The 14,433-nt window shown below is 38.8% G+C and carries 9 protein-coding genes; all 9 read left to right on the top strand.

Annotated features, from left to right (window positions below; all coding sequences use genetic code 11):
• The first annotated feature begins 113 nt into the window (after nt 1-113).
• The 9 genes from HMPREF1518_RS05205 to HMPREF1518_RS05245 all read left to right on the top strand — a co-directional run bounded on the left by HMPREF1518_RS05205 (nt 114) and on the right by HMPREF1518_RS05245 (nt 14,420).
• The gene (locus tag HMPREF1518_RS05205; protein ID WP_033584657.1) at nt 114-1,859 is read left to right on the top strand and encodes a type IA DNA topoisomerase; all 1,746 of its coding nucleotides are present in this window, start codon (nt 114-116) and stop codon (nt 1,857-1,859) included.
• Nucleotides 1,860-1,861: 2 nt separating this feature from the next.
• Nucleotides 1,862-3,712, top strand: coding sequence for an AAA family ATPase (locus HMPREF1518_RS05210; RefSeq protein WP_033584658.1), 1,851 nt, complete (start codon nt 1,862-1,864; stop codon nt 3,710-3,712).
• Between the two features lie 92 nt (nt 3,713-3,804).
• Nucleotides 3,805-4,143: a hypothetical protein gene (locus HMPREF1518_RS05215; RefSeq protein ID WP_006152148.1), complete on the top strand. Its 339-nt coding sequence runs from the start codon at nt 3,805-3,807 to the stop codon at nt 4,141-4,143.
• Between the two features lie 13 nt (nt 4,144-4,156).
• Nucleotides 4,157-5,230 (top strand): hypothetical protein, encoded by a 1,074-nt coding sequence (locus HMPREF1518_RS05220; RefSeq protein WP_033584660.1) that lies wholly within the window; start codon nt 4,157-4,159, stop codon nt 5,228-5,230.
• Nucleotides 5,231-5,246: 16 nt separating this feature from the next.
• Nucleotides 5,247-6,059 carry an LPXTG cell wall anchor domain-containing protein gene (locus HMPREF1518_RS05225; RefSeq protein WP_033584662.1) on the top strand — a complete coding sequence of 271 codons (813 nt, stop codon included), beginning with the start codon at nt 5,247-5,249 and terminating at the stop codon, nt 6,057-6,059.
• A gap of 21 nt (nt 6,060-6,080) precedes the next feature.
• Nucleotides 6,081-10,358 (top strand): SspB-related isopeptide-forming adhesin, encoded by a 4,278-nt coding sequence (locus tag HMPREF1518_RS05230; protein WP_033584663.1) that lies wholly within the window; start codon nt 6,081-6,083, stop codon nt 10,356-10,358.
• Nucleotides 10,359-10,433: 75 nt separating this feature from the next.
• On the top strand, nt 10,434-10,871 hold the full coding sequence (locus HMPREF1518_RS05235; RefSeq protein WP_001195795.1) for a single-stranded DNA-binding protein: 438 nt from the start codon (nt 10,434-10,436) through the stop codon (nt 10,869-10,871).
• 170 nt (nt 10,872-11,041) lie between these two features.
• Nucleotides 11,042-11,287 (top strand): hypothetical protein, encoded by a 246-nt coding sequence (locus HMPREF1518_RS05240; protein ID WP_000113750.1) that lies wholly within the window; start codon nt 11,042-11,044, stop codon nt 11,285-11,287.
• A gap of 4 nt (nt 11,288-11,291) precedes the next feature.
• Complete coding sequence (locus HMPREF1518_RS05245) at nt 11,292-14,420, top strand: VirD4-like conjugal transfer protein, CD1115 family (RefSeq protein ID WP_033584665.1); 3,129 nt, start codon at nt 11,292-11,294, stop codon at nt 14,418-14,420.
• Nucleotides 14,421-14,433: the final 13 nt, after the last annotated feature.

The raw sequence follows: 14,433 nt of genomic DNA on the forward strand, positions 1-14,433 counted from the left end.
TTTTTGTGTTGTTCTTTGATATGAACTCGTTCTACTCTGTGTCAATGTCCCTTTACAAAATATTTTTTAATTATAGCTTACAATGACAGAAAATGAAGTAGAAGGAGAATGATATGGTTATAGTTATTCTGGCTGAAAAAGAGAAACAGGCAGAAGCTTACGCTACAGCTTTAGGACAATTTAGTAAAAAGAAAGGTGTCTATGTTATCAGGCAACCACTCTATTTTCCAGCTGAAGTTCATGTGGTGGCTGCTGAAGGGCACCTATTTGAATACAGTGAACCAGACAACTGGTCACTTGATAAATTACCTCTGACAAATGTTTCATTTAAGCAACATCTCAAAGAGGACAAAAATTCAAGAGAAAAATTCAAGAGAATTTATGATGAAGTGGTAGCAGCGGATCAAGTGATTATTGGGACGGATGCTGATAGAGAAGGAGAGCGGATTGCGTACTCTATTTTATCGCATATACCAGGAGGCAAGGAGAAAATTTGGAAACGTCTTTGGGCAAGCTCCATGACAAAGAAAACTCTTCAAAAAGCTTTTCAGGAATTGAAGGAACCTTCAGAAACCTATAATTACTATTTAGAAGCTGAAGCACGTGCACAAAGCGATTGGTTGGTAGGCATGAATTTATCACCTCTTGCAACGATTGATCTTCAAGCAAGAGGGCAACTCCCTCGAACAAAAGGTAGCCATCTATCTGTTGGCCGAGTTCAAACACCAGCGGTCAGACTAGTTTGTGAGAATGATTTAGAGATTCGCAACTTTACTCCAGAAAAATATTGGAAGCTTCAGTTGGAGGATAAGAAAAATGGGGTATTTTTCACCACAAAAGACAAAACTAAGGATAGTGAGGCTATTTTAGCCTCTTCAAGGGGATTATCAACCACCTCTGTTATTTCTTCAGTTGAGATAGAAAATCATCAGAAATCAGCTCCACAATTATTTACCTTGTCTGCATTACAAAGTTTTGCAGCAAGTGCTTGGAAATTTGACTCAGATAAAACAGAGAGCATTGTTGAGGGACTGTATTTGGAAGGATTTCTATCCTATCCACGACCAGATTCAGAATACATCAATCAATTTGAGTTTAACGATTTAAAAGAAAATCTATCTGCCTATCAAAAAGCTATTAATTGTCATTTTCAGCCAGCGTTTTTGGAGCCTAGAGAAGATTATGTCAATGATGAAAAAGTATCTGGTACAAGCCACTCAGCCTTGATTCCGACTGAAAGAATTCCAAACCTTTCAAATTTAAAAACTGACCAACGACTGATTTATGAAGCAGTTGTGAAGCAGGCAATCTTGATGTTTGCGGATGATTGTTATTATTCAACCAAAACAATTGAAGTAGAAAATAATGGTCTTGTTTTTAAAACAAAGGGTAGAACGCTTCATAAATTAGGATGGGCTGAATGGAGTTCACGAAAGGTACGAGGTCCAGTTGAAGTTCCTGATTATCAAGTGGGAGATAAAATTGATACGCAGGTTCAGATTGTAGGGGGTGAAACGAAACCACCTAAAAGACTAACTGAAAGCCAATTGATTGGCCAAATATTTCCTAAATATGGCTTGGGAACACAAGCCACTAGAGGAGAAATCATTAAAAAAATTCAAAGTAAGGGTTATGTTGTTAAAGATAAAAAAACAGGTCAACTAACTCCCACCAATAAGGCCTATCTACTTATCAATTATCTCTATGACAATGAATTCTCTGATCCAGAGACAACAGGAGGCTGGGAAATGTTTCTATCTCAGATTGGAGAAGGGACAATCAATCCACGAGAATTTGTGGATGCGATAAAAGATAAGCTCACTCTTCAAATCAAGGAAGTAAAAGAAAGAGGTGACTAAGTGTGACTACTGAAGAAAAGAAAAAAACACCCTATTTAGATCGTTATACAGATAATTTGACAGAAAAAGTTTCAAAAAAAGCGGAAGATTATCAGGTGTACGGACGTGATAAAGAAGTAGAAGCTGTTCAGACCACTCTTCTCAGGCGAACTAAGAATAATCCTATTTTGGTAGGAGAAGCTGGAGTTGGAAAAACAGCTATTGTTGAAGGATTTGCTTTAGCCATTTTAAGAAACCAGGTATCTCCAAAATTAAAAAATTTGACCGTGCGTTCTCTGGAACTATCTAGCTTAATGTCAGATGAGGATGGAGGATTTATTGTTAAGTTTAAAAAAATTATTGAGGAGATGGTAGAAACCAAAGGAGAGAATCTTCTCTTTATTGATGAATTTCATACTATTGTTGGTGCTGGTGGTTCAGATAAGGGCGCTTTAGATGCTGGAAATATTGTAAAGCCAGTTTTGTCACGTGGTGAGATGCAATTGATTGGCGCAACTACTTTAGATGAATTTCATGAGTATGTCGAACAGGATCGAGCGCTAGAGCGAAGGATGCAGCCAATTATAGTTGAGGAGCCAACAACTACTCAAGCGATTGAAATTCTTGAACAAGCTAAAACTATTTATGAAAAATTTCACCAGGTGTCTATTAGTTCCGATGCTGTAAAACAAGCTGTACTTCTATCTGTTCGCTACATACCTGATCAATTTTTACCTGATAAAGCCTTCGACTTAATAGATGAAGCAGCGACAATTTGTTCTACAAATGGGTTAGGCCATGTAGGTAAGCAAGAAATTGCAGAGGTGCTGAAAAATAAAACAGGTATTCCTGTCACGACGATTTTAAAAGGTGACAAGGAAAGGCTAGATGGTTTAAAAGAAAAGCTGTCACGACGTGTTAAAGGCCAAGATGAGGCTGTAGAAGCTGTTGTGAACGCTATAACTGTTGCACAAGCTGGCTTACAGGATCAAAGAAAGCCCTTGTCTTCCTTCATGTTTTTAGGAACTTCAGGAGTTGGGAAAACAGAGCTTGCCCTGGCATTGGCAGAGGGGATGTTTGATGATGAGGATGCAATCATTCGCTTTGATATGTCTGAGTATAAACAAAAGGGAGATATCACAAAGCTGATTGGCGATCGTCAAACTAGAACGAAAGGTCAATTGACTGAGAAGATTAAACAGAAACCTTATAGCGTTATTCTGATCGACGAGGTGGAGAAAGCACACTCGGAAGTTGTAGATTTATTTTTGCAGGTGCTTGATGCAGGACGTTTGACTGATTCAACTGGAAGGCAAGTGAGCTTTAAGAATACGATTGTCATTATTACTACGAATATTGGTTCTCAAAAAATTATTAAGCAGTACGAATTGAAAGGGAATTTTAAAAAGCTAACCGATAGGGATAAAATTCAGTTTGAAAAGAGCATGACGTTGGAATTGGAGACTAAATTCCGACCAGAATTTCTCAATCGAATTGAATATAAATTGATTTTTAACATGTTAGACGAGGAAGTGAATAAGGAAATTATTGTCAAACAGCTATCAGAAATTCAAGAACGAATGAAGAATAAAAAGTTGACTCTCTCTTACGAAGAAAGTTTGGTTACTTATTTATTGGATGTAGGAACAAATATAAAGGACGGTGCACGACCACTTGAAAGAGTGATTAAGCATAAAGTACTTCCTTTAATTTCTAAAGAGTTTCTGAACTTATCTGATCCCAACCAAGAGTATCATTTCCATCTTTGGGTAGAAGGTGATGCACCAGATGAGTATCACCGTGAAGACAAAAGAAAAATATTATTCGAGGTCGAAGCTGAAAATACGTCATTTGGTGAAGCTTTATTTTCTTAAAACTCACCTTGAAAAAAATGATTGTCCCTTTAAAAAATTTTTTTCAATTATCTATTATACTAACGTTGTCAAAAAAACAAAGGAGGATTTCTATGAAAAATTATTTGACAAGACAAATTCAGCAAGTAAAAACAAAATCACAGATGTTTTTATTGAGCCTTTCCCTATTCCTAACAGGATCTACAGTGTATGCGGACGATCCATTTGTTAAGTCGGATAACTTGGCAAAACAAGGAATTACAAAAGTTCAGCTAGTCAGTGTTGCGCTATTTGGTCTAGCTGCCGTTGTCACCTCGCTCATTTATGCGTTTGGTGGACGTGAGTTAAAAGCCTCAATGAAAAAACATTGGGTATCAATTGCAATTGCAATTATTGGTGTTTCAGCAGGACCAAGTATCATTGAATGGATTTTTGATTTCGTGAAAAGTTAAGGGGTGGTGATTTATGGCTTTTTCACTCTTTAATAAAGGTCGCTGTACGATTACAGATGATCTATTTCTAGAAATTACCTGGGAAGATGGAAGAGGTCCAGAGGATGATAGTGAGTTACTTGCTATCATCGATGTATTGGATCATAGTTCAGGTTATTCTCAGCGGATTTCAAAAAATTTCCCCTACCTAACATTTCAACAGGCAGAGTTGTTATTTAGAGAGTTGAAACAGATGTATGGTCAGTTTCAGCTGAAAAAAGTTGCCATCGCCCATCTGGAAGGGAAAAGCGTGGTGACAGAAGGGGAGGTTTATGCTAGTCCATTTCTGATTACTGAAGACTATGAAAACCTCTTGCTTCCCCTCATTCAAGCGATACTTACTCGCTCTGAATTTGCAAATTATAGCTATCAAGAAAAAAGGGAGTATTTTGAGAACCAGATTTATCCTGTATATAAACAAAGTATGGGATTGTCTGATTCTTCTCTTCCTATTTTCCCAGCTGAAGGTGAGACGATGGCTGTTTCACAACCCAATCGCCTACCACCTGTTCCAAATGCAAGGGATCAAACAGATATTGTGTCTCCCGTATCTCAAAAGCAGTCAGTTTCTCTGAAGAAATTTTATCTATTCTTAGGTTTTTTAGGAGTGCTTGCAGTAGTAAATATCGTTGGTGTATTTTTTGCTTTCGCTCAACTATCAAGCCAGTCTGAAAAAGTAAATTTCTTATATCAGGAACAAAAAAATACTCAACATCTTATCTCAACGAAAAATGAAGTTGATGTATTTAGTCGTCATTTCTTACCTTCTTATTACTCGGGCAAAAAAGAAAATCTAGTAGATTTTCTTTCTGAAGGTGATGCAAAATTTACCAAACCAAAAGAAGGGATTTTACAGTCCGTTATTTTAGAGAAATTGAATTATGATTCAGAAACTCAAAAATATACGGTTTCCTATATCTTGTCCGTCAAAAAAGGGGATAAATCATCTAGCGTTAGATTAACCTTTGATATAAAAGCTTCTGATTCTTCAAAATATGGATTTGTTGTAGAAACAGAACCAAAAGAATCAAATTATCTAAAAAATTAGAAAAGGAAAAATTAAAATGAACAAGAAACAAGTATTAGCTACTCTAGCACTATCAACAATCGCACTAGCACAAGCTGGATTTGTATCAGCTGATGAAGTAACACCAATTGATTCTTCTGCTCCAGCGACAGAAGTTGTTACGCCAACAACACCTAGCGCTTCAACAGAAACAGAGGCACCAGCAACTCAGCCAACAGAGCCTTCAGTTACTCCAGTTGACCCAACAACGCCAAGTGTACAAGACAAAGACAACGCAGGAAGTCTTGACGGGGTATCAACAGATAAACCAGCACCTTCTGATAAGCCACAGGACAAGGATAATGCAGGTAGCCTCGATGGTGTACCAACACCATCAGATAAACCACAAGACAAAGACAACGCAGGAAGTCTTGACGGAGTGACAACAGATAAACCAGCACCTTCAGACAAGCCACAGGACAAGGATAATGCAGGTAGCCTTGATGGAGTCCCAGCTGAAAAGCCAAAAACAACTGATCAAGCGAACCAGCAAGGTAAGTCACAAATTGGAACTACTTCAAGCTCAACAGGGCAGGTAGTTCACGATGTGATAAAAGATCCTGTTGAAACAAATACAGGAGTTGCAATTGTCAGCACTCAAAATGGTAACGTAGTCCTTTCGGATGGTTCTGTAGTGGCTCCAGAAGAAGTTGGCGGAACAGTTAACGAAGATAAGACTATCTCTGTTACTGACAAAGATGGCAAGCTCAAAACACTCCCAAATACAGGGACAGCAGAAAGCATTTTGGGTGCTATTGGGTCTATGTTGTTGACGGCAGTAGGTTATTTCTACAAGAAGAAACTATTTTAATTAAGTGAAGGAGAAAGAAAAATGACAGAAAAAACACAAGGACACGGATATTTCCGTAAGAAAAAATGGGCTAAAGGTTTAGCATCAGGTATTGCAATTGCAGGTTTTGTAGCATTCTCTGCAGGTTCAGCATTTGCGGATGAAGCAGTCCAGCCTGAAAGCAAAAACGACAATAACATTTATGCTACACAAGCTGGTAAAGCAACAGGAAGCCAGTCTGTAGCGATCGATAATGGATCAGTTACAAAGGCTGCTGAAAAAGCAAAAGAAGCAGGGGTGAACGTTTCTGAAACTCAGATTGTTGATAAGGGAACAGATACCACTGCTCCAAAACTTGAACAGTCTAAGTCTGAGATTAAACAAGATCAGGACAAGCAAGTCAAGGAACTTGAAGAAGCGACTACAAAACAAGTTGAAAACAATACAGCCTTCAATGAAGCGCAAAAAGCTATTCAAGCTAACAATCAATTTGTAGCTGATGAAAAAGCCAAGCATGAAGGGGAAACAACTGTCACAGTGACGAATGACAGTTCGACTGCTACAGATGGTTCAGCAACTCAAAACAAGAAAGCTACTCAAACAGCTAAGAAAGTCTTGTCAGAGAACAAGAAAGCAGTAGCAGATTACCTGGTTGAAAAAGGGACCTATGATTCTAATGTTCAGAAGGCTTCTGAGTTAAATAAGGCAGTAGAAGCTGCTGTAAGAGATTTGGAGAAAAAGGACGTAACGGTTAATGTAGTGACACGTACCGTTTCTTCTGTTGCTGAAGTAGAAGCATTGAAGAAACAAAATGACCAGGCTATTGCGACTGCAAAAGGCAAAGTGGAGCTTAACAAAGCCATCATGGCTGCCTACACAGAGAAGAAGAATGCTAGTGATCAAGTCAACCAAGATGCTGATCGTAAATCAACAGATTTGAAAAACTCTGGTGTACTTTTAACCTCTAAAACTCAAGAAGTTTCTTCAGCTGATGAAGCTAAGCAAATTGGGAAACAAAACCAAGCAGCTTATAACAAGGCTAAGAAAGCACAAGCAGACTGGCAGAAGAAATACAATGAACTTCAATCTAAAACAAGTACGGAAGGCTACACTAAAGAAGTAGTCTTGCAAGCCCTTAGTGTTGCGACAGCAAATCCTGAAGCAACAGTGAAGTCCTCGGCTTCAGGAGCGCATGTAACTACTAAAGATTACATCGCCTCATCAAATGGTACATCAGGCTATACTCGTGTTCTTGACTCAACTAAAGTCTTGAAATACAAGGATGTTGGCACTGGATGGAAAACAGAAGTTGACTACACTAAACTGAAAGGTTTGACCGTTTCAACTGCAGATGGTAAAAAGCATGATATTTCTCGTATCCATCGAAAATTCGAGATTCTTAATCAAGGGAAGACAGGATTGAATGATGTCTATGTCCTGAATGATCCAACAGAAGGATTTGTAGTAGCTCGTAATGATGGAGCTGGTGGAGCAGCAGACTACATGAATTTCTTGGTTACGGATACCTACTACTACAATGTGGATGGGAAAGAAGTAGCCTTCCAAGCAAGTGAAAAGACTCCTGCAACCCTGACCTATTCCTCACTCAACCATAATATTATTGGTTGGGAAGGTGCGAAAGCCATTAACGGAACTCATGTTGAAATTAACGGCTCAACTGTAACCTATAACAAGAATTATGGTTATGTTTACGCTGAAGACTACAACCGCCAAGAAGATGTAGGGCATCTTTGGGATACATCTGACTCACCTTACCAATACAAGGGCGCTGCACTTGGTGTTTTCAAGAAAGGGACAGCCTTCACAACCGAATTTATCCAATGGGATGGACCAGATAATCCAAATGGTCAAACTTACTGGTTCGCTTTGAATACGAAGGTTGTAACGCCAGTTGTTGAAATTCCAGCTACTGCAACCATTACTAAAACAACCGTGAAGCCAGTTAAGCCTGAACCTGTATCAGCTGAGTTGGTTAAAGCGAAGAATCCAGTTAAGCCAACCTTGGCGCTTAAAACTCTTTCTGAAACCAAAAATCAGAAATTATCAGCAAGTTATCACGGCTACAAATTGCAGTATAAGCCAGTTGTCCGCAAATCTGTAGCAGATACAGATAAGACCAATACAAACGGTCAAACAGTAGCTAAAAATGCTACTCAGCTTTATACATTGCATCATGACAATATCTATGCGAACCTTAAAAAAGGGGATAAGATCACCATCATTGATCCGCTTGAAGCTGGAGCAGTTCCTGATGTAACTGTGACGAAAGCAGCAGCAGAGAAAGCTGGATGGGGCGTTGCTTACGATGCAGGAAAGAATACTTACACCTTTACTGCAACTTACGAAGGGAAACGCCTAGAAGCTCCAGTGATTACCTGGAAGCCAATCTATGATAAAGGTTTCTATGACAACACTTATAAAGTGTTAGTGAATAAATACGAGGTGTACTCAAACACTGTTACCACCAAAACACCAAAACCACCAAAACCAGTCAAAGCTGTTCTGGATCGTTCTGGTAAGGATATCAACGGCGCAACAACATTTGACCGCAACGTGACCTTCCGCTTGATGACTGATTATAGCCCGTACACAAAAACTCTTGCTTCAGCAAAAGCACTTGGTAAGAAGTTTGGAATCCTGGATGATGTTCAAGATGGTGCATTCTCAGTTTATCAAGGCAATATCAAAATGACTGCAGCAGGTCAAGACGTGAAAAATCTCTTTGATATGTATCACGTGCTTTCAGACAAAGGACGTACAGATGCAATCAAGAATATCCTGAAGGAATTGAACTTGAATCCTAAAGGTGAGTTCTATCTCTGGGTAGCCAAGGATTCTAAGAGTTTCTACCAAAACTACGTGAAACAAAATAAAAACGTGACGATTGATCTCCCAGCTAAACTCCTGGTTAAAGCAGGGGAGAAAGTCAAGAATGACTTTAAACAAATTGACTTTGGTAATAGTTATCAGTCAAATCTTGTAACAGTTGAAGTTCCAAATGTTAAGCCAGAAAAACATGTACTTGATAGAACTGGCAAGAAAGTCCTTGATGGCAAAGAAGTTCAGCTAGGTGATTTTGTTCAGTACCTTCTTGATGGAGTAACTGTTCCAGAAAAACATGATACATTGTACCAATATGACGGTTTGGATAAGCTTGATACTAAGCATGACCGCTATACTGGTAATTGGAAGGGTATCATCAAGGGTACAGAATACACAGCAGAAAAAGAGCTAACGTTGCCATACGATGTTATCCTGAAGAATGGTAAAGTGATCAAGGCAGGAGATAAGATTTCCAAAGGTAGCTCTTATGCCTTTACCTTTGAGTTCAACCAAGATACCAATTCAGAGTTTATCAAGAAACTTGTGACTGTTAAGTGGGATGCCAAAGGTGGGCAATGGTCTTACGTTATCAATCAAGACTTCCTAAACTCTCTAGGAGTAAAAGGAACCTTTGATGCAGATTTCTACATCGAGGCGGAGCGTATTGAAACTGGTGATAAGATTGAGAATACTTTCATCAATATTGTCAATAAACAAGAAATGACTGCCAAGGTTATTACTCGTACACCAGAGCCACCTAAACCAAAACACCCAGAAAAACATGCGCTTGATAAAACAGGTCAGAAAGTTCTTGATGGCAAAGAAGTCCAGCTAGGTGAATTGATTCAGTACCTTCTTGATGGTGTAACTATTCCAGAAAGACACCATACGTTGTACCAATATGACGGTGTGGACAAGCTTGATACTAAGCATGACCGATATACTGGTAATTGGAAAGGTATCATTAAGGGTACAGAGTACACAGCAGAAAAAGATCTAACGTTGCCATACGATGTTATTCTGAAGAATGGTAAAGTGATTAAGGCAGGAGATAAGATTGCTAAAGGTAGCTCTTATGCCTTTACCTTTGAGTTCAATCAAGGTACTAATTCAGACTTTATCAAGAAGATTGTAAAAGTAACTTGGAATGAACAAGACGGTAAGTGGGCTTACACTATTGACAAAGAGTTCTTGAACTCTTTAGGAGTCAAGGGTAGCTTCGATGCAGACTTCTACATCGAAGTTGAGCGTATTGCGGCTGGAGAAGTTGAGAATACTTTTGTTAACATTGTAAATGGACAAGAAATGACTGCCAAGGTAACAACCCACACTCCACCAAAACCTGAAGAACCTGGAAAACCAAATCCTCAACCATCACTTCCAAATACAGGATCAGCAGCAAGCATGCTTCCAGTTGTAGGAATGATTTTGGGATTGTTGAGTCTTGCAGGTCTTCGTAAGTCGAAAGAAAACTAATTTGACGAACTAAAATGAAAGATGACCACAAGCTGGGATATAACTCTCTTGTGGTCTTTATTGAAAGGAGAAAAAATGCAAGTATTTATTGCTTCTGGACGTGTTGCATTCATCCCAAGCGATGCAGTAGGTCAAACTAAAAATGGTCATGCCAGTTTCAAATTTGAGTTTGTTTGTGATTCAAGTATGAATGATGATACAAATAAACCAATTTCTAGTTTTTTCCATGTACAAGTCTATGGAAAACAAGCAGAATTGATGGCTCAGAGTCTATCAAAAGGCTCTCCGATCCTCTTAAAAGGAGAAATTATCCAACGACCATATAATGATGAACAAGGTCAACATCGGACGTATCAGTTTATTTCCCCAAACCAACAAGGAGGAATCACTTTCCTTGAAAATAAGGAAGCATCTAATCGACGTAAGCAGGAACAACAGGGATTTTCTCAGCCGATACCAAGTTCTATTCCTACATCCTATCCTGAACCAATGGATGCGGATTCCCCATTCTAAAGGGATTGAAAGCATACAAGAACACTTGTGTGCTTTTTTATTGTCTATTTATTGCATAAAAAGTTATATAACTTTTTATACAATAATATCTTTTGTCCCTTTAACAAAGAATTTGATATTATCCTTTAGAATAGAGGGGAATTAAGAGATAATAAGAAAGGAGTGCAACAATGGCAAGACAAAAATACAATTATCTGTCTGATGAATTGATTGCAGAATCTCTTCAGGTGACCAATTACTTAGAACAAAGTCGATCCAGTCGATTGAATGTTCTTCAGTTGGATGGAGAGAAATGGTTGGAAAACTATTTTAACCGTTATGAGAAAGCCTCTCCAAGGCTACAGTTTCACATATTTCTCTTTTCGAGCTTCTATACTCGAAAAATGGAATGGTTTTTGGAAGGTGTAAGGGGGTAGTAGTTTGTTTGAGTTATTTGAAGTAGTATTTTATACCCTTATCCAATTGATTCGAGCCAGTTGGATCAATACCTTACTTTTTTTAGGAGTCGCAGGTTATTACCTCTTCAGACTCTTTCAACCTTACTTCTTAAGGCAGTATCAGCGGTTACTAAAAAGCAAGAGTTTTCTTCAGCAGATTTTTAAAAGAAGTTGGAAAGGTCGCAATGCGATTGATTGGGAACAGGTATGGAAGCAATCAGCCAGAGGGCTGTTCAAATGGGTAAAGTTATTGATTCCAAAAATCATTGCGCTTGTCTCCCTCATTCTTTGGAATATTCTCTTTCGAATTCTTTATATGATTCCCTTTGTAAAACGGGAACGGAAACGTTTTGATAAAGAAATGAAACCCATTCTTTATTTTAAAAGTTACCGTAGTTTTGTTTATATGGGATTAGGTTTTAGCTTTATTGCTTTTATCTTAACCAATTACCTGGTTACTGTTTTGAGGGCTACAATCCGCTTTCTCTATTTTAGTATTTGGTCGTTTAAAGATGCTAGTAAGGCCGTAAACTTTGACTTAAACAGCCTCTTATTTCAAAGTTTATTGAACGCTAAAGTCTTCTTGATAGCACCGATTTTAGCATTTCCAATCTTTTTACTGGGATTAGTTATCGCCTGGAAATCTGCCTGGGTGAACTTCGAGCAGTTTCGAGACTATAACAACAATGAAGAAGGAGATGACCGTTTTGTGACGATTGATGAAATTCGTCGTCAATACAAAAAGATCCCCAATAAAGATTTAACTTATCCAGGTGAAGGTGGAGCTCCTGTACTTCATGAACTGACTCATGATTTAGCAGGACAAACACTGAGAACTCAAATGTTATGGCAAAATAGAAAAATGAGCCGATACGTGACAAATGCGGAGCGGATTTTAGGCACGTTAGCTTTTCCTTCTGGATATTATTACATTGAAGATAAGCCGACGAATCTGTTAGGAATTGGGATGACTCGTTCAGGTAAGGGTGAAGGTCATATTACTCCAGCAATTGAAATCAACAGTCGTGCTGAATTGCAGCCATCGATGGTACTAGCAGACCCGAAAGGGGAACATTATCAAGCCTCCTACAAACTCATGAGGCAACGTGACTATGATGTCAATGTTCTTTCTTTCCAAAATATGGATTGGTCTATGTCTTTCAATCCGCTAGCTCTAGCCATCGCTGCCGCAAAGAAGGGCTACTATGAGAAGACTCAAACCTATGTCAATGCAGTCGCAGAATCCATTTATCCGAAACAAAAAGGTGGAGAGAAGGGGAATGCTGAATACTTCCGTAAGTCATCTATATCCCTGTTTAATGCTCTTACAATGGCTTTGATGGATCGAGCTAATGAAACCTATCAAAATGGTGAAGACGATGCCTGGGATACCATTACGATCCCTAACGTTGCGAAATTCTTGGCGACAATGGGGTCTGAAGAAGTCTTTGTAGATGGTGCTGGAGAAATCGTCGAGAATCCAAGCAGAGAACAACAAGTGTCGAAAAAGTCAAAAATCACAGTCTATTTTGATAATTTGAGACAAGTCAATCAACAACAATTCTCGAAATTTAGACAAATGGCTGATATCGAATTTCGTGCTTCAGACTTTGGTGGTGATGAGACTAAAGGGAATGTCTACTCTAGCATGATGACAGGAATCAACCTGTTCTTGCAAGACAACGTGGCCAAACTGACTTCTAAAAACTCTATTGATTTAGAGTCTGTTGGCTTCCCACGTCGATTGTCTGTCAAGTTGAGATCAAGCACCAATAGCCAACTTAAAAATGAGTTCAAGCACAAAACTGCTAAAGTAACGATTACAGGATTGAAGAAGTGGGGGAAAGTCGAAAAGAAAGTCGATTATATAAAGCAAGCGACGGCTTTAGTTGACGGGGAAGGCTATCTGACATATGCCATTGAGCCTAAACTTCCAGATCAGTTTACGGTAACGATTGATTTCAATCATAAGAACAATGGGCATTCCCCTGTTCGAGATCAAATCTTTCAATTTTCAGCTGAAAAAGTCTATCGAAGAAACGGAGATAGTCTGGAACTAGATGAGTATAGCAAGAAGCCGATTTTAGATCATATCGATATAACCGTCCTTAAGAATAAAGAAGATACTAAAAATCTTCTTCAGGAGTCGGATATTGAACTGGTCTATTCAGATAAACCGAAAGTCATCTACCTGGTAACACCGCCAAACCGAACAGAGTATAATGGTATTGTTTCGTTATTTTTAGATCAGCTATTCAATGCTAACTATGAGCTTGCTCTCTCAAGTGGTCGTAAATGTATTAATCGGATTCTCCATATCTTAGATGAGTTTACAAATATCCCTGCGATTCCTCACATGGATACAAAAATATCTATTGGATTGGGACAAAACATTCTCTATTACCTATGGATTCAAAATCTGGAGCAATTGGATGATAAATACGGCCAAAATGTTGCTCGAACCATTATGGACAACTGTTCATTGAAGGTTTATGTTAAAACAACATCTTCAGATACCAATAAGAAATTTAGTGCTGACCTGGGTACACGTACCATCACCAGAAGACGGCGCTCCAGCAATATCTTGGACGAAGCCAATCCAAATGTAGCTGTCGAGAATCCAAAACAAGAGTTGTTGACACCAACACAATTGGCCAAGCTCCAGGAAGGAGAAGCGGTTATCTTACGTGGAGTCAAGGGACGGGATAATGCTGGACGTAAGGTCACAACGGATCCAATCTTCGCACATGATAAGAACAGCTTCCCTTACAAGTACATGTTTTTACAAGAGGAGTTTGATACATCGATGACTCTTGCGGATATTCCAGTCGAAAGTGCGCACCGTGAGCTAGAACTTCAGGAGATCGCAGTTGATGCAGGTACAGCCTTCAACAACATCATAGACTGGAGGCAACGTTTGACTATGCCTCTCCTCAGCAACAATGGGGAAACTCCTAAACTATCAGGTCGTCATAGTAAAGGACAAAAGGTACAATCCCAATCATTTACATCTACAGATGAACTATTCCAGGCGGCTGTAGCTAGTGTCATTCACGGTGACTATGATTATTATGATGATGGAGACGACTTCTTTGCGGATGAAGTTATCTAAAAAGATATACAAT

This window comes from Streptococcus sp. SR1 (assembly GCF_000526075.1).
GTDB lineage: Bacteria > Bacillota > Bacilli > Lactobacillales > Streptococcaceae > Streptococcus > Streptococcus halitosis.

Coding starts and splice junctions, on each gene's coding strand:
- HMPREF1518_RS05205 (WP_033584657.1), top strand. CDS start 114: ATGGTTATAGTTATTCTGGCTGAAAAAGAGAAACAGGCAGAAGCTTAC.
- HMPREF1518_RS05215 (WP_006152148.1), top strand. CDS start 3,805: ATGAAAAATTATTTGACAAGACAAATTCAGCAAGTAAAAACAAAATCA.
- HMPREF1518_RS05220 (WP_033584660.1), top strand. CDS start 4,157: ATGGCTTTTTCACTCTTTAATAAAGGTCGCTGTACGATTACAGATGAT.
- HMPREF1518_RS05225 (WP_033584662.1), top strand. CDS start 5,247: ATGAACAAGAAACAAGTATTAGCTACTCTAGCACTATCAACAATCGCA.
- HMPREF1518_RS05230 (WP_033584663.1), top strand. CDS start 6,081: ATGACAGAAAAAACACAAGGACACGGATATTTCCGTAAGAAAAAATGG.
- HMPREF1518_RS05235 (WP_001195795.1), top strand. CDS start 10,434: ATGCAAGTATTTATTGCTTCTGGACGTGTTGCATTCATCCCAAGCGAT.
- HMPREF1518_RS05240 (WP_000113750.1), top strand. CDS start 11,042: ATGGCAAGACAAAAATACAATTATCTGTCTGATGAATTGATTGCAGAA.